Here is an 18,284-nt window from a genome sequence, read left to right on the forward strand (position 1 = left end):
GGGTGCCGGCAAGGGGGGAGGCGGCAGGGTCATGGGCGCCATAACATGGCGACGGCAGTTGAGCGTCGGCCAACCGTCCATCGACGACGATCACAAGCATCTGATCGAGTATCTGAACGAACTCGACGCAGCACTGGCCGCTCAGCGGTTCCAGCCGGTCCGCGTCGCCAAGATCCTGGTCAAGCTGCTGGAATACACCAAGGAGCATTTCGCCCGCGAAGAGCGGATCATGCAGATCGTGCATTACCCGAAATTCGAGGAGCACGTCGCCATGCACCGCGCCGCTGTGAAGATGGTCAGCGAACTGTCCAACCGCTTTTCGATCGAACCCACCCACGAGAATGCGGAGCAGCTCTACAAATTCACCGCCGACTGGCTGGTCCGCCACATCATCCTGATGGACACGCAGCTGACGCCCTATGTGCGCGGCGTGTGGGCGTGAGGGGGAAGGGGCGGCCCCTTACCCCACGAACTCCGCCGCCCGGTAGCCCTGGGCGTAGAGCAGGGCGGTGAGGTCGCCGTGGTCGACGCGGGCGCGGGCTTCGGCGGCGACCACCGCCTTGGCATGGAAGGCGACGCCCAGCCCGGCGGCGAGCAGCATCGGCAGGTCGTTGGCGCCGTCGCCGATGGCCATGGTTTCCGCCACCGGCACGCGATGCTCCCCGGCATAGGCCATCAGCGCCTGGAGCTTGCTGTCCTTGTCCAGGATCGGCTCGATCACCTTGCCGGTCATCATGCCGCCTTCCACCTCCAGCTCATTGCCGCGGTCGTCATCGAAGCCGATCCAGCTGCGCACCCGGCCGGTGAAGCAGCGGAAGCCGCCCGACACCAGAACGCAGACGGCGCCGTTGGCGCGCATGGTGCCGACCAGCTGGGCAGCACCCGGCATCAGCGTGGCGCGCTGCCACACCTCATCGATCACCGTCTCGTTCAAACCCTTCAACAGGGCGACCCGCTCGCGCACCGCGTCCTTGAAGTCGATCTCGCCGTTCATGGCGCGGGCGGTGATGTCGGCGATGTGGTCCTTCAGCCCGACATAATCGCCAAGCTCGTCCAGCATCTCCTGCTCGATGATCGTCGATTCCATGTCAGCGACCAGCAGCCGCTTGCGCCGCGTCGCCGCCGGCTGGGCGATGATGTCCAGCGCCACGCCGGTCCCATTCGCCGTCAGGGCATGGCGGATCGCCGCCTCCGCCTGTTCGGGCGCCAGATTGCCGAAGGGCAGGTCGCAGGCGGTGCCCGGCGCCAGCCAGTCCGGTGCGCCGGCATCGGCGCCCAGCCCGACCAGCGCCGCCTTGGCGGTCTGGACGGCGGCCTCGTCGAGCGTGGCGTTGCGGGGGGCGATCAGCGTGGCGACGGCGTTCATCGGCGGGTATCCCGAGGAAAAGAGGGCCTTTGCGCGCTGCCTACCACAGCCAAGGGGGCCGGGTCCAACGAAGCTTCGGCGTCGGCGTGCGGTTGGGGCATGCGGTTGGGTGTTGCAAAGCGGGCGCCGGAACGCCATGCAAGGGCGATGAGCGACCTCACCACCCCTCTGACCAACCCTCTGACCGACGTCATCGTCATCGGTGGCCCCACCGCGTCGGGCAAGTCGGGGCTGGCGCTTGCCATTGCCGAGGTGTTTGGCGGCACCGTCATCAATGCCGACAGCATGCAGCTCTATGCCGACCTGGAGGTGCTGACCGCCCGGCCGCCGGCCGAGGATCTGGCGCGGGCGCCCCACCGGCTCTACGGCGTGCTGCCGGCGGCGGAACGCGGATCGGCGGCGCGCTGGCGCGAGATGGCGCTGGCGGAGATCGCCGCCGCCAGGGCCGAGGGGCGTCTGCCGGTGGTGGTCGGCGGCACCGGCCTCTATCTGCGCGCGCTGATGCAGGGGCTGAGCGAGGTGCCGCCCATCCCCGACGAGGTGCGTGCCGCCGCCCATGCCCGGCTGGCCGCCATCGGCGGCGAGACCTTCCGCGCCGAACTGGTCGCCCGCGACCCGGCGTCGGCCAAGCTGAATCCCGGCGATACCACCCGCCTGACCCGCGCCTGGGAAGTGCTGGAGGCCACCGGCCATCCGCTGTCCCATTGGCAGAGCTGGACCGCACAGGGCGCGCCGGAGGATCTGCGCTTCACCATCCTTGTGCTCGATCCGCCGCGGGCCGACCTCTATGCCCAGTGCGACAGGCGCTTCCACCTGATGATGGAACAGGGGGCGCTGGAGGAGGTGCGGCGATTGGACGCTCTCGCGCGCGAACAGCCCCTTGCCCCCGACCTGCCGGTGCTGAAAGCCCTGGGAGTGCCCGAACTGCGCGGCGTTCTGCACGGCGAAATCCCGCTCGACGAGGCCATTGCGCTGGCCCAGCAATCGACCCGCCGCTATGCCAAACGGCAGGTGACGTGGTTCCGACATCAGATTGTTGGCAAATCGCCCGATATGCTGGTAAGTCATACAGGACAGCATAGCTGCCATACCATCGATCTGCCTTGTTCGCTCGCGGTACGAAATGCAATGCTCGACCGCCTGAGAACGATACTAAATTACTGATCCGAAGGAGAAGCACCGTGTCGGTTGATTGGGGTCATGTGTTCGCGGGCCGCGTGAGCGGCATGACGGCGTCCGAAATCCGGGAACTGCTGAAGCTGATCGATCGTCCGGAGATCATCTCCTTCGCCGGTGGCATCCCCGATCCGGATCTGTTCCCCAGCTCGGCCATCGCACGCGCCTACGAGAAGATCTTCCAGTCCAATTCCGGTGCCGGCGCCGCCCTGCAATATTCCATCACCGAAGGCTACACGCCGCTGCGGGAGTGGATCTGCGACTATATGGGCGGCAAGGGCGTCAACATCGGGCTGGACGGCGTTCTCATCACCAACGGCTCGCAGCAGGTGCTGGAGTTCGTCGGCAAGCTGCTGATCGGTCCCGGCGACAAGATCGTGGTGACCCGCCCGACCTATCTCGGCGCGCTGCAGGCCTTCTCGCCCTACGAGCCGACCTATCTCTCGATCCCGATGGACGAGGAAGGGCCGGAGATGACGGCGCTGACCGAGGCGCTGGCGCAGAAGCCGAAGTTCTTCTACCTCGTCCCCGATTTCCAGAATCCCAACGGCACCACGGTGACGCTGGCCCGCCGCCACGCCATCCTGGACGCCTGCGAGGCGGCCGGCGTGCCGGTGATCGAGGACACCGCCTATTGCGAACTGCGCTATGACGGCGAGCATCTGCCGCTGCTGGCCGCGCTGGATTGCGAGCGCAACGGCGGCAAGCTGACCAACGTCATCTTCGGCGGCACCTTCTCCAAGACGATGGTGCCGGCGATGCGCGTCGGCTGGGTCAACGCGGCGCCCGAGGTGGTGAACCGGCTGGTCCTGATGAAGCAGGCCGCCGACCTGCATGCCAGCACGATCAACCAGATCGTCATGCACGACGTCGTCTCGCAGATCTTCGACAGCCACCTCAAGCTGCTGCGCACCCAGTACAAGGAGCGCCGCGACGCCATGCTGGCGGCTCTCGAGGAATACGCCCCGCCGGGCGTCACCTGGACCAAGCCGGAAGGCGGCCTGTTCGTCTGGATCGAGGCGCCGGAGGGTGTCGACGGCACCGAGCTGCTGGCCCGCGCCATCAAGGAGGCCAACGTTGCCTTCGTCCCCGGTTCGGCCTTCCACGCCGACCGGTCGGGCAAGAACACGCTGCGGCTGGCCTTCTCCGTCACCAAGCCGGCCCAGATCCGCGAGGGCATCCGTCGCCTGTGCGGGTTGTTGAAGACCGCCGCCTGACGGCTTTGGCTTTTCATCGTCGCCTCTTCGGAACGGCGGCCGCGCTTCGGTGCGGCCGCCGTTTCCGTATCCGGTGGGAGCGAAGCGGCGCAGAGCCGATGTTGCAAAGCCAATGCGCAACATTTGGAAAAACTGCGGCAAAAAAACTTTGCGAACATTCGCAAAATGGGTTGACCTGCGACCGGGCTTTTGACTAATTTGCCGCTCCCGGCCCCCGCCATCGGGGCTAAGCCGTTGTTCCGGCGGCATAGCCCAGCAGCCTCGGCCGGTGACAAGTCCAAGGAACCGGGTGCCTTAGAGGAGGCGCCCACATGAGAAGGTCGTGAGCGATGTCCGAACAGAAGCTGACCGGCGCCCAGATCGTCATCAAGGCCCTGAAGGATCAGGGCGTTGACATCATCTTCGGCTATCCCGGCGGCGCCGTACTTCCCATCTACGACGCGCTGTTCCAGCAGAACGACCTGAAGCATGTCCTTGTACGCCACGAGCAGGCCGCGGTTCATGCGGCCGAAGGTTACGCCCGCTCGACCGGCAAGGTCGGCTGCGTGCTGGTGACCTCCGGCCCCGGCGCCACCAACGCGGTGACCGGCCTGCTGGACGCGCTGTGCGACAGCATCCCGCTGGTCTGCCTGTCGGGTCAGGTGCCGACCCACCTGATCGGCAACGACGCCTTCCAGGAAGCCGACACCACCGGCATCACCCGTCCCTGCACCAAGCACAATTACCTGGTGAAGGACGTCGACAATCTGGCCCGCACCCTGCACGAGGCCTTCTATGTCGCGCGCAGCGGCCGTCCCGGCCCGGTGCTGGTCGACATTCCGAAGGACGTGCAGTTCGCCGACGGCACCTACGTCCCGCCGACGGAGGTCAAGCACAAGACCTATCGGCCGCAGGTGAAGCCGGAGATCGCCCGCATCGAAGAGGCGATTGAACTGATCGCCAACGCCAAGCGGCCGGTCTTCTACACCGGTGGCGGCGTCATCAACGCCGGCCCCTTCGCGGCCAAGCTGCTGACCCAGTTCGTGAAGACCACCGGTTTCCCGATCACCTCCACCCTGATGGGCCTGGGCGCCTTCCCGGCGTCCGAAAACCAGTGGTTGGGCATGCTCGGCATGCACGGCACGTACGAGGCGAATCTCGCCATGTACGAATGTGACGTCATGATCAACATCGGCGCCCGCTTCGACGACCGGGTGACCGGCAAGCTGTCGGCCTTCTCGCCGGGTTCCAAGAAGATCCACGTCGACATCGACCCCAGCTCGATCAACAAGAACGTCGCGGTCGACATTCCGATCGTCGGTGACTGCGGCGCCGTGCTGGAGGACATGCTGCGCATCTGGAAGGCGCGCGCCAAGTCGCCGGACAAGGCCGCGCTGAAGGAGTGGTGGGGCAAGATCGAGGGCTGGCGCGCCCGCAACTGCCTGAACTACAACCGCACCGAATCGGTCATCAAGCCGCAATATGCGCTGGAGCGTCTGCGCGAGGCCCTGCGCGGCAAGGACCACTACATCACGACGGAAGTCGGCCAGCACCAGATGTGGGCCGCCCAGTTCCTGCCCTTCGACCAGCCGAACCGCTGGATGACCTCGGGCGGGCTCGGCACCATGGGCTACGGCCTGCCGGCCGCCATCGGCGCCCAGCTGGCCCACCCCGACGCCATCGTCGTCGACGTGTCGGGCGAGGCCAGCTTCCTGATGAACATGCAGGAGATCGGTACCGCCGTGCAGTACCGCGCGCCGGTCAAGATCTTCATCCTGAACAACCAGTATATGGGCATGGTGCGCCAGTGGCAGGAACTGCTGCACGGCTCGCGCTATTCCCAGAGCTACTCCGAAGCCCTGCCGGACTTCGTGAAGCTGGCGGAATCCTGGGGTTGCGTCGGTCTGCGCGCCACCACGGTGGCCGAGGTCGATCAGGTGATCGAGAAGATGCTGGCGGTCACCGACCGCCCCTGCATCATCGACATCGCCGTCGATCCGAAGGAAAACTGCTTCCCGATGATCCCGGGCGGCAAGGCCCACAACGAGATCCTGTTCGGTCCGGACGACAGCCCGTCCGACGCGACGCCGGAAGACGGCATGGTGCTGGTCTGATCGGCTGACGACGAACGAACAGGAGGGACGGGTCTCATGGAAAACGCGATCGAAAAGCACACCATCGCCGTGCTGGTGGACAACGAGCCGGGCGTTCTCGCCCGCGTCATCGGGCTGTTCTCCGGCCGCGGCTACAACATCGAAAGCCTGACGGTGGCCGAGGTGAACAACGCCGACCACCTGTCGCGCATCACGCTCGTCACCTCCGGCACCCGGATGATCATCGAGCAGATCAAGGCGCAGTTGAGCCGGCTGGTTCCGGTCCACCGCGTCCATGACCTGACCGACGAGGGGCCGGCGGTGGAGCGCGAGCTGGCGCTGGTCAAGGTGGCCGGCACCGGCGACAAGCGGATCGAGGCGCTGCGCCTTGCCGACATCTTCAAGGCCAAGGTGGTGGACGCCACGCTCACCAGCTTCGTCTTCGAGCTGACCGGCACCACCGAGCAGGTCGACGACTTCGTCGGTCTGATGACCCAGCTCGGACTCGTGGAGGCCAGCCGCACCGGCGTGGTCGCCATGTCGAAGGGGCCGGCGGCCTTCTAAGGCGCCACTCCCCGCAGAACAGCATTCTGCGAAAGATTGGGGCGGCAAAAACGCAAGGAAGCTTTGCATTTTGCCGTTCCATCGAGCGATTGTTTCTCTTGACGCGCGGCTTTGCTCAATGGAGTAATCCGCCGCAGGAAACGCACTCTGTCTTCGTTCGTTGCGAATTCAAGGAATCATCTCCATGCGCGTCTATTACGATCGTGATGCCGACGTCAACCTGATCAAGGGCAAGAAGGTCGTCATCGTCGGCTACGGCAGCCAGGGCCACGCCCACGCCCACAACCTGCGTGACAGCGGCGTGAAGGACGTGCGGATCGCGCTCCGCCCGGGTTCGGCCACCATCAAGAAGGCTGAGACCGCCGGCTTCGCCGTGATGACCCCGGCCGAAGCCGCCGCCTGGGCCGACGTCGTGATGGTTCTGACCCCGGACGAGCTGCAGGCCGACCTGTACAAGGACGATCTGGCCCCGAACATGAAGCAGGGCGCCGCCCTGGCCTTCGCGCACGGCCTGAACATCCACTTCAACCTGATCGAGGCCCGCGCCGACCTCGACGTGTTCATGATCGCGCCGAAGGGCCCCGGCCACACCGTGCGCAGCGAATACCAGCGTGGCGGCGGCGTGCCGTCGCTGGTCGCCGTGCACCAGAACGCCTCGGGCAACGCTCTGGACATCGCCCTGTCCTACGCCTCGGCCAATGGCGGCGGCCGCGCCGGCATCATCGAGACGACCTTCAAAGAAGAGTGCGAGACCGACCTGTTCGGTGAGCAGGCCGTGCTCTGCGGCGGCCTGACCGAGCTGATCCGTGCCGGCTACGAGACGCTGGTCGAGGCGGGCTATGCCCCCGAGATGGCCTACTTCGAGTGCCTGCACGAAGTGAAGCTGATCGTCGACCTGATGTACGAGGGCGGCATGGCCAACATGCGCTACTCGATCTCCAACACGGCCGAATACGGCGACTACCGCACCGGCCCGCGCATCATCACGCCGGAGACCAAGGCCGAGATGAAGCGCGTCCTGACCGACATCCAGGAAGGCCGCTTCGTCCGCGACTGGATGCTGGAATGCAAGGCCGGCCAGCCGTCCTTCAAGGCGATCCGCCGCCGCAACGCCGAGCACGAGATCGAGAAGGTCGGCGAGAAGCTGCGCGCCATGATGCCGTGGATCGCCGAGCGCCGTCTGGTGGACAAGTCGAAGAACTGATCCGGCGAAAGCCTGTCGGTTTGCTGAGAAGCGCGTCCCTTCGGGGGCGCGCTTTTTTATTTGGCGGCCAGATGTTCCGGCGTGATGCCGAAAATCGTGACGAACTCCTTGCTGCCGGCCTCGGTGATCGTCACGGCGCGGCTGTCGGGACTGCGGGCGATCCAGCCGCGCTCCAGCGAACAGGTCAGCAGGGCCGCGCCCAGCCGTCCGGCCAGATGGTGCCGCCGCTCGCTCCAATCCAGGCAGACCCGGCAGAGAGGCCTGCGGTGCCCGTCGGCGTCGGGAATTGCGAGCCCTAAGCCGCCCAGGAAATCGCGGCCGTCGTCCGTCACCAGGGCGCCGCCGTCACTGAGGATCACGAGCCCGCGCTCGTTCAGCCTATCGGCCAGTTTTGTGCCGAGCCGTCCGGCGAGATGGTCGTAGCAGGTGCGGGCGGTCCGCAGCGCCTCGTCCTTGGGGCCGGGCGGACGGTGCCGCAGCGGGCCGGCGGCCGCCACCGCCATCAGGCTTTCCATCGCCTGGGCGATGTCGGGGGAGGCCAGCCGGTAATAGCGGTGCCGGCCCTGGCGCTCCATCGCCAGCAATCCCGCCTCGCTCATTTTGGCAAGGTGACCGCTGGTGGTCGCCGCTCCGACGCCGGCATGCCAGGACAATTCGCCGGCGGTCAGCGCCTGCCCACCCATCAGGGCGGAGAGGATGTTCGCCCGTGCCGGATCGCCGATCAACGCGGCGATGGTGGCGATGCCGTTGGCGGAGGCGAGGGGGAAGGATGGGCTGGTCATGCCCATCAGCTTAGGCTCCTTCACCGGCTCCGTCAGCCGCCGACGTTTCGTCCGCGGCCGAAGCGTTCGCGGCAGTCTTTCAAGGGCTTGGCTGTCATGGTGAGCCGCCTTGCAAGACCGACGGAGCCATCATGACCAGCCTTCCAGCCCCCGATGCACGCGCTTCGCGGCCCGATCTGCGTGTCGAGCTTGCCTTGCTGCTGGCCCTCGCGACCTTGTGGGGCGCGTCCTACAGCTTCATCCGGATCGGCGTCGAGACGATTCCGCCGCTGACCTTCATCGCCGGGCGGACCCTGATCGCCGGAGGCATCCTGCTGGCGGTCATCCGCTGGCGCGGCCTGTTCCTGCCGCGGGAAGGCGCCGTGTGGAAGCGGTTCCTCCTACAGGCCTGTTTGAACAGCGTTCTCCCCTTTACCCTGATCGCCTGGGCCGAGCAGACGGTCGATGCCGGGTCCGCAGCGATCCTGAACGCGACGACGCCGATCTTCGCCTTCCTTATCACCCTTCTGCTGACGCGGCACGAGGCCGTGGGCTGGCGGAAAGCGGTCGGCGTGTTCGCCGGTCTCGGTGGAACGGTGCTGGTCATCGGGACGGGGGCTGTCGACGGCATAGGCCGCGATCTGCTGGCGCAAGGAGCCATCGTCCTCGCCACCGTCTGTTATGCCGGAGCAGCCATTTTCGGCCGCGTTTTCAAGGGACTGGATCCGATCATGCCGGCCGCCGGGTCGCTGCTGTGCGGGGCAGCGCTGTTGCTGCCGGTCAGTCTGGCGGTCGACCGTCCCTGGACCCTGTCGCCGTCGCCGGACTCGCTGCTGGCGCTTGCCGGACTCTCGGTCTTCTCGACCGCGCTGGCCTTCGTCCTCTATTTCCGGCTTGTCCACACCATCGGATCGGTTCCGACGACCGCACAAGCCTACCTGCGGGTTCCGATCGGGGTTGGCATCGGCGTGTTGATGCTGGGCGAGACGCTGGAGCCGACCATGCTTGCCGGCTGTGCCGCGGTCGTGCTGGGGGTGGCGGCGATGACCATCCCGGCTCGCTCCCGCTCCTGACCCGATCCGCTTCTCAGCCCCGCGGCTCTCCGAAGCCGGTCGGCGGGGTTTCGGCGACGGCGGCGCGGCCGGGGTCGCGTTTCTGGGTTTCCAGCAGGATGTCGCGGGCAATCGGGGCGGCCGCGGTGGAGCCGCCGCCGCCATGCTCGACGAACACCGCGCAGGCGTAGCGCGGCGCCTGGATCGGCGCGAAGGCGACGAACAGCGCGTGGTCGCGCTCGCGCCAGGGCAGATCCTCGTTCTTCTTCACGCCGTTGTTGCGCTCGGCCATGGTGATGCGGCGGACCTGGGCGGAGCCGGTCTTGCCGGCCATCTCATAGCCGACCTCGGTGATGCGCGACTTGAAGGCGGTGCCGTTGGGAGCGTTGGTCACCTCGGTCATGCCGCGCAGCACGATGTCGAGGTTTTCCTTCTTCACGCCGATGCTGGGCCATGCCGTCTGCTCGCCGCTGACCGTCTTGATCTGCTTGGTCAGGTGCGGCTTGACCGCATAGCCGCCATTGGCCAGCCGGCAGGTCATCACCGCCAGCTGCAGCGGCGTCGTCAGCACATAGCCCTGGCCGATGGAGGCGACCAGCGTCTCGCCCATGTCCCAGTTCTTGCCCAGCGTCGCCTTCTTCCAGGCGATGGACGGGATCAGGCCGGCACGCTCGTGCGGCAGGTCGATGCCGGTGCGGCTGCCAAGGCCGAACCGGTTGGACATCTCGGCGATGCGGTCGATGCCGATCCGCCGCGACACGTCGTAGAAGAACACGTCGCAGGAATGGCGCAGCGCGCCTACGAAATCGATGGTGCCGTGCCCGCCGCGCTTCCAGCAGTGGAAACGGTGGTCGCCCAACTCCAGATGGCCGGGGCAGAACACCGTGTGCCGGTTGCTGACCACCCCCGATTCGAGTGCCGCCAGCGCCGCCATCATCTTGAAGGTCGAACCCGGCGGATATTGCCCGACCACCGCCTTGTTGTTGAGCGGCGTCGCCTGATTGGACAGCAGCTCTTCCCACAGTTCGGCGCTGATGCCCATGGTGAACTGGTTGGGGTCGTAGCTGGGGTGCGAGCACAGGGCATAGATGCCGCCGGTATGGACGTCCATCACCACGGCCGAGGCGCTGACCTCCTGCGACAGCCGCTCCTGCACAAAACGTTGCAGGGCCATGTCGATGGTCAGCTGCACCTCGCGACCGGATTGGCCCTCGTCGCGCGACAGCTCGCGGATGACCCGGCCGACCGCATTGACCTCCAACTGGCTGGTGCCGGCGGTGCCGCGCAGCACCTTTTCGTGGAATTTCTCGATGCCGGCCTTGCCGATGCGGAAACCGGGCAGCGACAGGACGGGGTCGCTGTTGCCGCTCAGTTCCGACTCCGAGACGGCGCCGACATAGCCCAGGATATGGGCGGTCCAGTCCGCCTGCGGGTAATAGCGCAGTTCGCCCACCTCGATCGACACACCGGGCAGGTCGGGGGTGTTGGTCTCCAGCGTCGCCACCTGTTCCCAGGTCAGGTTCTCGCGCACGGTGACGGGAACGAAGCGGCGCTTGCGGTGCAACTCGCGCAGCACGCGACGGCGGTCGCCATCGGTCAGCGGCACGATGCGGGAGATCTTGTCGAGCGTCTCCTGGATGTTGTGGGTGCGTTCCGACACGACGACGACGCGGTAGTTCTGCTGGTTGACCGCCAGCGGCACGCCGAAGCGGTCGACGATGTTGCCGCGGGACGGGGCGATCAGCCGCAGGCTGATGCGGTTCTCCTCCGCCAGCATGGTGTAGCGTGCCGACTCGACCACCTGCAGGTAATAGAGCCGACCGACCAGTGCGGACAGGCCGGCCAGCTTGATACCGCCCAACACCAGGGCGCGGCGCGCCAGCAGGCGGGAGCGGTCGGTGTCGCGATCGATCGAACTCATGAGACCCGTCGACCCTTTACCCGTTCAGGAACGCGCGATGGACGCGGATCAGCAGCCAACCCACCGCAGGAAACACCGCTACCGTCAGCAGGCCCTGGAAAAGGGCCGGCAGGATCGACAGCGTGACGGCGTCGAGCACCGAAAAAGCGAGCCATTGCAGCAGGACGGCACCCGCCATCACCAGCGTGAAGCCGAACCACAGCAGGGCGAAGGTGCTGGCCAGGAACACCCGGCGCTGGTTCAGGACCGCCCATTGGGCTACGACCAGCAGCAGGGCATTAACACCCAATGGCCCGCCGATCAGGAAATCCTGAAGCAGTCCGATGAGAAAGGCCACCCCCGGACGCATCAGGTCAGGTCTGTGGATCGTCCAGTAATAGACCGAGACCAGCGTCAGGTTCGGTGCAACCGGGGCATAACCGGGGACCGGCAGCGGGATCATGCCGACCAGCACCATCATCACCGTGACGGCGAAGGGCGCCAGATTGCGCCCGGTCTTGTCCACCTTCTGCCAGAAGGTTGCCGTCATGACGGCAATCCCCCGGTCGGCGGACCGTCCGTCCGGCTCACGTCCAAAACCAGCTCACTTCCACATCCACTTCACTTCGAATCTGGCGACGGGTCCAGATCGGTGCTCGGCAGGCCGAAATCCACCAGACGCAGATGCTCCACGCGCGACAGGTCGGCGCTGGGCAGGACACGGATGCCGCGTTCGCTGACCGCGGTCACCACGCCCACCGGCAGACCGGGCGGGAAGAGGCCGCCGTCGCCGGAGGTCACCACCCGTTCGCCCACCTGGATCGGCGAGTCCGGCGGCAGATAGAGAAGCTTGGCCTGATCGGAGTTGTCGCCTGCCAGGATCGAGCGCTGGCGCGTGTTCGACAGGATCACCGGAATGCGGGCGTTGATGTCGGTCAGCAGCAGGACGCGGGACGACCATTCGCCGACCTCGATCACCCGGCCGACCAGACCGGCACCGGCGAGCGCCGCCTGACCCTTGCGTACCCCGTCGCGCTTGCCGGCGGTGACCACCAGCGTGCGGACGAAGGAACTGCCGGGGGTGGCGATGACGCGGGCGGCGATGTAGTTGACCGACGGTTCCGGACGGACCCGCAGCAGGCTACGCAGGCTGTTGTTTTCCGACTCCAGCCGCAACGCCGCCTGCTTCCATTGCAGAAGCCGGGCGTTCTCGGCCTTCAGCCGCTGGTTCTCGTCGAAGGCGTTCTCAAGCTCCACCGCGGATTCAACCACGCGCGCCGCGGTAGCGGCGGGGCGAGAGATGGCGTCCAGGATGGGGGCGAAGGCATCTGTCACGCGTGCGCGTGCGCTGTCCACCGAGACGGACTCGATCTTGCCGACCATCATCAGCGCGATGGAGGCCAGCACCAGCAGTAGGAAGGAGAATCGCTGCGCGAGAGCCCGCAAGGGGGCGGCCAGGCGGATGACGGAGCCGGATGAGCGTGGCTTCACAGGAAATTCCCGTCCAGATACGCGGTCCGTCTCCGGTCCTCACCGCCAGGGGTGGGCAGGGGACCGGAGGCCTTCCAACCAGGGATACACCAATCAGTAGGCGCTGACCAAGACGTTTCGCAGCGTCTTCATCTCCTCCAGCGCGCGGCCGGTGCCGAGCGCCACGCAGGAGAGGGGATCGTCCGCAATCGACACCGGCAGGCCGGTGGCGTGGCGCAGGACGAAGTCCAGGTTGCCCAGCAGAGCGCCGCCGCCAGTCAGCACGATGCCCTTGTCGACGATGTCGGCGGCCAGTTCCGGAGCGGTGTGTTCCAGCGCGACCTTCACCGCCTCGACGATGGCGGACACCGGTTCGGCCAGCGACTCGGCGATCTGGCGCTCGGAGATGATCAGCTCCTTCGGTACGCCGTTCATCAGGTCGCGGCCCTTGATCTCCAAGATGCGGCCTTCGCCGTCCTCGGGCGGACAGGCGGAGCCGATTTCCTTTTTGATCCGCTCGGCGGAGCCTTCGCCGACCAGCAGATTGTGGCTGCGGCGGATGTAGCCGATGATGGCCTCGTCCATCTTGTCGCCGCCGACGCGCACCGACCGCGAATAGACGATGCCGCCCAGCGACAGTACGGCCACCTCGGTGGTGCCGCCGCCGATGTCGACGACCATCGAGCCCGTCGGTTCGGTCACCGGCAGTCCGGCGCCGATTGCGGCGGCCATCGGTTCCTCGATCAGGAAGACGCGGCGGGCGCCTGCGGCCTCCGCCGATTCCTGGATCGCCCGGCGTTCCACCGCGGTCGAGCCCGACGGCACGCAGATGATGACCTGCGGGCTGGCGAAGCTGCGGCGGTTGTGAACCTTGCGGATGAAATGTTTGATCATTTCCTCCGCGACTTCGAAATCGGCGATGACGCCGTCGCGAAGCGGCCGGATGGCCTGGATGTTGCCGGGGGTGCGGCCAAGCATCATCTTCGCCTCGTCACCGACGGCGAGAACCTGCTTTTTGCCGCGCACGTTGGCGATGGCGACGACGGACGGTTCGTTCAGGACGATGCCGCGGCCCTTGACATAGACCAGGGTGTTGGCCGTCCCCAGATCGATCGCCATGTCGGCGGACAGCACGCCGAGCAGTTTGGAGAGCATGGAGCTGACGAACTCTATCAAAGCGGTTGAGACGGCCGAGCCGGCGGACTGGCATAGCATGCCCGCCAACGGTTCCATAGTCGAATGCGCCCGCACGCTCAAGCGGAGAGTGCGCCCGGCAGCCCTGATGCCTGCTGTGGACAGGGTCTCCGGCGAACCGGGGACCGCCGCGGCACGGCGTCTGGTGATGGGCACAGTGGCGGGTTAGGGTTAATAATCCGTCAACGGGCCCAAGCCCTGCGGCAAAGCCCGTTCCGATCCGCTGAAAACCCTGCTGGCCGGCGTGACGGTGCAGTGTCTATCCCTGTCGTTGCTGTGCCGCAATAGACATTTGACAGACGAGACGAAGGAACATCGTAACTTATCAGTGATGATCGGCCGCGGATTTCGCCCCGGCTTTCTCCGCAGGCTTGGTGGCATGGCCGTGATGACCTTCCAGCCGGTCCATGCAGGCCAGCAGAACACCGGAAATCACGAAGGTCATGTGGATGATGACCAGCCACATCAGCTCGTCGCGAGAGGTCTGCGCCAGGTTCATGAAGGCTTTCAGCAGGTGGATGCCCGAGATGGCGACGATGGAGGCGATCAGTTTCAGCTTCAGCCCGCCGAAATCGACCTTGCCCATCCAGTCCGGCCGGTCTTCGTGATTGGCGACGTCGATCTTCGAGACGAAGTTCTCATACCCCGCGAAGATGACCATCAGCAGAAGATTGCCGGCGAAGGACAGGTCGATGAGCGTCAGCACGCCCAGAAGCACGTCCTTTTCGCTCATCTCCAGCACATGCGGGATCATGTGCAGGATCTCCTGCGTGAACTTCACCAGCAGCGCAGCCAGCGAAACCACCAGCCCGAGATAGAAGGGCGCGAGCAGCCAGCGGCTGGCGAAGATGATCTGTTCAAAGCGGCGTTCGATCATGGCGGGTTCGGCACGTCGTTGGGGAGGGGGATAAGGACCATGTGTCGCAATGCTGCGCCGCAAAATCAATCGGACAGTTTCTCCTGCATGTGCGAAGTGCGGGCCGGCCGCCATTGGTCATAGGCGCTGTCATCGTACCGTAACGTCCGGGCGCTATGGTGGCGGCTTGGAACGAGACCGCCGGGAAGGGTTTGGCGACCATGAAGACCTCCGCTCCGCACATCGTGTCCGCGTTCGAGGACGCGCTGAAGCGGCTGAAATCCGCCATCGTGCAGATGGCCGGCGCTGCGGAGACGCAGATCGACCAGGCTCTGATCTGTCTGGCCCAGCGCAACCCCGAGCTTGCGCGGGAGATCGTGGAGTCGGATGCCCGACTCGACTCCTTCGAACACGACATCGAAGCTCACTGCATGCGCTTGCTGGCCCTGCGCCAGCCGGTCGCCGACGATCTGCGCGAGGTGATCGCGGCCTTGAAGATCGCCGGCAACCTTGAGCGCATCGGCGACCATGCCGCCAACACCGCCAAGCGCGCCGTCGCCATCTTCAGCCTGCCCGACTCCGGATCGATGGCGGGTCTGCCGCAGCTCGGCCGGCTGGTGCGCGAACGGCTCAGCGCCGTGATCGACGCCTATGTCGACAATGACGGCGAGGCCGCCCTGCGGATCTGGCGCACCGACGACGAGGTGGATGCGCTTTACACCAGCCTCGTTGCGGAAGTGGAACGGTCGGCCCTGGCGGCGCAGGACCAGTTCACGGCGCACATGCACCTGATGATGATCGCCAAGAACCTTGAGCGCATCGGCGACCATGCCACCAACATCGCCGAGGTCGTCTATTTCGTCAGCACCGGCCAGACCCTGCTCGAAGAGCGTCCGAAGGCAGATCATTCCTACGATCCGGTGGGCTGAAGCGGAGCGCCGCATGGCATAAGGCCGTTGTGCGGCGCTCCACCGCGCCTATGGGGGATGGTAATTCCGTTGCGGAGTGATCACGTTAGCAGAACGATGCTTCCGTCACCCGCACACGAGACAATACCCGCCTGATGACCGACGACCTGCTCCGCCTCTATGCCGCCATCCTCGACCGCCAGCAGATGGACCCGGCGCACTCCAAGACCGCGCGGCTGATCGCCGCCGGGCCGAAGAAGATCGCCAAGAAAGTGGGCGAGGAGGCGGTCGAAGTGGCTCTTGACGCCATGAACGAGGACCGTCAGGGCGTCATCAACGAAAGCGCCGACCTGCTCTACAATCTTTCGGTCCTGTGGGCGACGCTGAACATCCATCCCGACGACGTGTTCGCTGAGATCCGCCGGCGCGAGGCGCTCTATGGGATCGCCGAGAAGCTGCCGAAGACGGCGCCGGAGCGCTGAGGGCCGTTATCCGGCGTCATTGCCGTCAGACCGCCTGTCCATCAAACCACCCCAAGCCTTTCCAGAACCGGCAACCGCCGCTGCATGAAGGCCGCATGCCGTCGCGCCAGTTCCGCACGGTTGGCCTCATCCCCCTCGCAGCGTTCGCCGTCGCGCCCCAGCACGATGCCGTCGGCCGACAGATGACGCCAAACGAAGGCGGCGGGGTCCTCGCCCAGACGGGCGGCAAGCAGGAACAGCGCCTCGATCCGTGACACCGGCACACCGGAGCCCAGCAGTGGTGAGGCGAGCTGACCCGGCGTGTCACCGAAGCGATGGCGCTCCAGAACCGCGGCGTTGAAGCGGTCACAGGAGGCGTTTCGTTCAGTGCCCCCATCCTCGGGCATCGCCGGTGCCGCCAGCGACAGGCTGGCCAGCAGGATCAGCGCCCGCAGTACCGCGTCCTCGCCCTGTGCCGCCAGGGCCGGGCGGGCGAGCAGCGCGTCCAGGCTTTGCGGTCCTTCCGCCAGAGCCTCGCCCAGCGGTTGGTAAAGCGCCTGGGGGAAGGACAGGCGGCCGACAGGGGTGGATGCGCCTTCCGGCAGGTCGTCGGCGGCGACCAGAAGCGCGAAACGGGTCTCTCCCAGCAGGGCGCGCCGCTCGGCCCGGCCCAGACGCTCGCCGCCCTTCACGAACAGGTCGCGGCGGAAGCTGCGGTTGGTCATCACGTCGCGCAGGGTTTCGGCCTGGGCGGCGTCGCGCGCCTCGCCCGCCAGCGCCTGCTGGGCGGGGGAGAGGGTGAGATCGTCCAACTGCTCCATCGGGACGGCGGCACCGGCGAACTCCAGCTTGGCGGCAGCAAGCTCGCGCGTCACGTCGGCATGGTAGAAGGCGGTCCAGTCGCCGTTCAGATATTCATGGGCGATGTAGTTCGGCGATTTGCGGCGAAGCTGTTCGATCCGCTCCACCACGCCGTCGGTATTGGCGAACCAGCCGCCGCCCTGCGCCGTCATCCGTGCCGCGAACTCCACCGCGGCAGCGATGCGGTCGGGCAGGGGGCCGTCGCCTTGGGCGCAGCGCTCCACCAGAAGACGGCGCAGCGGCATGTGGGCCAGCGTGCCGGGCAGGGCGTTGTAGCTGACGAAGACGACGCCACCCGGCGCCAGCCGTCGGTGCAGCACCTCCAGCAGGATCGCCCGGTTCCCGGCGCTCACCCAGGACCAGACGCCGTGCAGCGCGACGGCATCCAGCATCGGCCTGTCACGCCGGGCGTATTCGGCGAAGCTCTCTTCGAGGAACTCGGCATTGGACAGCCCGGCATCGGCGGCCAGCCGGCGGACGCCGGCGATGTGGGAGGGGTTGAAGTCCATCGCCTCGAACCGCGCCGCCGGGTGGGCACCGGCCAGCAGGGCGCTGGTCAGGCCATGGCCGCAGCCGGGCTCCGCCATGGTGAAGCTGCCGCGGCGCAGCGCCTCTGGCGGGCGCCAACCGCGCAGCGTCAGGGCGAAGCAGAGCATGGCCGGCGACCAGTCGCGATAGACGGCGCGGATATAGTCGATGCCGCCGACATAGCCTTCGGTCCAGCCGCCCATCCCCGATCCCCCGTTCCGATGCCCCGTTTCGACAGCGCCGGTGTAGCCGCCGGGAGCGGAGTCCGGCCACCGAAAAGCGCGCACCAAAAAATTCACATGGGGTGCGATTTTGCTATCGACAGGTCAAAAGCCCTTCGTTATAAACCGCGCCACACCGGCCGGGACAACGGCTTGGCCGGCGCGATGAACAGTCGGCTGGTTTCTGCAAAGATATCAGTCAAGTTCACCGCAGCAAGAGATGGGCGCATAGCTCAGTTGGTAGAGCAGCTGACTCTTAATCAGCGGGTCCAAGGTTCGAGTCCTTGTGCGCCCACCATCTCTTGAACATTTCCTACGGATGGGCGCATAGCTCAGTTGGTAGAGCAGCTGACTCTTAATCAGCGGGTCCAAGGTTCGAGTCCTTGTGCGCCCACCATCCATAAGGGGCTGGAACCGAGCAGGTTCCGGCCCCTTTCCATTTCCGGAGTTTGGTTCTGTGTGGGAGAGGCGGC

17 protein-coding genes and 2 tRNA genes are annotated in these 18,284 nt (G+C 66.2%); 11 read left to right on the forward strand and 8 right to left on the reverse strand.

Annotated features, from left to right (window positions below):
- Positions 1–31 precede the first annotated feature (31 nt).
- On the forward strand, positions 32–442 hold the full coding sequence (locus ABNQ40_RS20410; protein WP_109050863.1) for a bacteriohemerythrin: 411 nt from the start codon (positions 32–34) through the stop codon (positions 440–442).
- Between the two features lie 18 nt (positions 443–460).
- Here the strand turns inward: ABNQ40_RS20410 and serB are convergent, their stop codons facing one another.
- Positions 461–1,366, reverse strand: a complete 906-nt coding sequence (serB, locus tag ABNQ40_RS20415) for a phosphoserine phosphatase SerB (protein WP_109050862.1) — start codon at positions 1,364–1,366, stop codon at positions 461–463.
- A gap of 147 nt (positions 1,367–1,513) precedes the next feature.
- Between serB and miaA the strand changes: the two genes are divergently transcribed.
- The 5 genes from miaA (at position 1,514) to ilvC (ending at position 7,599) form a co-directional block, all read left to right on the forward strand.
- A complete protein-coding gene (gene miaA / locus ABNQ40_RS20420) occupies positions 1,514–2,530 on the forward strand; it encodes a tRNA (adenosine(37)-N6)-dimethylallyltransferase MiaA (RefSeq protein WP_109050861.1) in 1,017 nt (338 codons plus the stop codon).
- A gap of 17 nt (positions 2,531–2,547) precedes the next feature.
- Complete coding sequence (locus ABNQ40_RS20425) at positions 2,548–3,759, forward strand: PLP-dependent aminotransferase family protein (protein WP_109050860.1); 1,212 nt, start codon at positions 2,548–2,550, stop codon at positions 3,757–3,759.
- Between the two features lie 329 nt (positions 3,760–4,088).
- A complete protein-coding gene (locus ABNQ40_RS20430; RefSeq protein WP_109050859.1) occupies positions 4,089–5,852 on the forward strand; it encodes an acetolactate synthase 3 large subunit in 1,764 nt (587 codons plus the stop codon).
- A 36-nt stretch (positions 5,853–5,888) separates the two neighbouring features.
- The gene (gene ilvN, locus ABNQ40_RS20435) at positions 5,889–6,395 is read left to right on the forward strand and encodes an acetolactate synthase small subunit (RefSeq protein WP_109050858.1); all 507 of its coding nucleotides are present in this window, start codon (positions 5,889–5,891) and stop codon (positions 6,393–6,395) included.
- A gap of 184 nt (positions 6,396–6,579) precedes the next feature.
- Entirely contained in the window at positions 6,580–7,599 is a 1,020-nt protein-coding gene (gene ilvC, locus ABNQ40_RS20440) for a ketol-acid reductoisomerase (RefSeq protein ID WP_109050857.1), read from the forward strand.
- Between the two features lie 56 nt (positions 7,600–7,655).
- On the opposite strand, the gene ABNQ40_RS20445 is transcribed toward ilvC, so the two are convergent.
- Positions 7,656–8,387 (reverse strand): helix-turn-helix transcriptional regulator, encoded by a 732-nt coding sequence (locus tag ABNQ40_RS20445; protein WP_109050856.1) that lies wholly within the window; start codon positions 8,385–8,387, stop codon positions 7,656–7,658.
- Positions 8,388–8,512: 125 nt separating this feature from the next.
- On the opposite strand from ABNQ40_RS20445, the gene ABNQ40_RS20450 reads away from it, so the two are divergent.
- A complete protein-coding gene (locus ABNQ40_RS20450; RefSeq protein WP_109050855.1) occupies positions 8,513–9,433 on the forward strand; it encodes a DMT family transporter in 921 nt (306 codons plus the stop codon).
- A gap of 13 nt (positions 9,434–9,446) precedes the next feature.
- On the opposite strand, the gene mrdA is transcribed toward ABNQ40_RS20450, so the two are convergent.
- The 5 genes from mrdA to ABNQ40_RS20475 form a co-directional block, all read right to left on the reverse strand.
- Entirely contained in the window at positions 9,447–11,333 is a 1,887-nt protein-coding gene (mrdA, locus tag ABNQ40_RS20455) for a penicillin-binding protein 2 (protein ID WP_098739343.1), read from the reverse strand.
- Positions 11,334–11,349: 16 nt separating this feature from the next.
- Positions 11,350–11,862: a rod shape-determining protein MreD gene (mreD, locus tag ABNQ40_RS20460; RefSeq protein WP_109050854.1), complete on the reverse strand. Its 513-nt coding sequence runs from the start codon at positions 11,860–11,862 to the stop codon at positions 11,350–11,352.
- 71 nt (positions 11,863–11,933) lie between these two features.
- Entirely contained in the window at positions 11,934–12,803 is an 870-nt protein-coding gene (gene mreC, locus ABNQ40_RS20465) for a rod shape-determining protein MreC (RefSeq protein ID WP_109050853.1), read from the reverse strand.
- Between the two features lie 93 nt (positions 12,804–12,896).
- Positions 12,897–13,937 carry a rod shape-determining protein gene (locus ABNQ40_RS20470; RefSeq protein ID WP_012974729.1) on the reverse strand — a complete coding sequence of 347 codons (1,041 nt, stop codon included), beginning with the start codon at positions 13,935–13,937 and terminating at the stop codon, positions 12,897–12,899.
- Positions 13,938–14,301: 364 nt separating this feature from the next.
- Positions 14,302–14,853, reverse strand: a complete 552-nt coding sequence (locus tag ABNQ40_RS20475; RefSeq protein WP_109050851.1) for a TIGR00645 family protein — start codon at positions 14,851–14,853, stop codon at positions 14,302–14,304.
- A 200-nt stretch (positions 14,854–15,053) separates the two neighbouring features.
- Here ABNQ40_RS20475 and phoU point away from each other — a divergent pair, with 200 nt between their 5' ends.
- Together phoU and hisE are read left to right on the forward strand one after the other, a co-directional pair.
- Entirely contained in the window at positions 15,054–15,761 is a 708-nt protein-coding gene (gene phoU / locus ABNQ40_RS20480; RefSeq protein ID WP_098739348.1) for a phosphate signaling complex protein PhoU, read from the forward strand.
- Between the two features lie 134 nt (positions 15,762–15,895).
- Positions 15,896–16,222: a phosphoribosyl-ATP diphosphatase gene (hisE, locus tag ABNQ40_RS20485; protein WP_098739349.1), complete on the forward strand. Its 327-nt coding sequence runs from the start codon at positions 15,896–15,898 to the stop codon at positions 16,220–16,222.
- Positions 16,223–16,263: 41 nt separating this feature from the next.
- Here the strand turns inward: hisE and ABNQ40_RS20490 are convergent, their stop codons facing one another.
- Positions 16,264–17,793, reverse strand: coding sequence for a class I SAM-dependent methyltransferase (locus ABNQ40_RS20490; protein ID WP_109050850.1), 1,530 nt, complete (start codon positions 17,791–17,793; stop codon positions 16,264–16,266).
- Positions 17,794–18,033: 240 nt separating this feature from the next.
- On the opposite strand from ABNQ40_RS20490, the gene ABNQ40_RS20495 reads away from it, so the two are divergent.
- Both ABNQ40_RS20495 and ABNQ40_RS20500 read left to right on the forward strand, forming a co-directional pair.
- Positions 18,034–18,109: transfer RNA gene (locus tag ABNQ40_RS20495), tRNA-Lys, on the forward strand.
- A 23-nt stretch (positions 18,110–18,132) separates the two neighbouring features.
- Positions 18,133–18,208 (forward strand) — tRNA-Lys (locus ABNQ40_RS20500).
- The last annotated feature ends 76 nt before the right edge of the window (positions 18,209–18,284 follow it).

This window comes from Azospirillum sp. A23 (assembly GCF_042938965.1).
GTDB lineage: Bacteria > Pseudomonadota > Alphaproteobacteria > Azospirillales > Azospirillaceae > Azospirillum > Azospirillum melinis.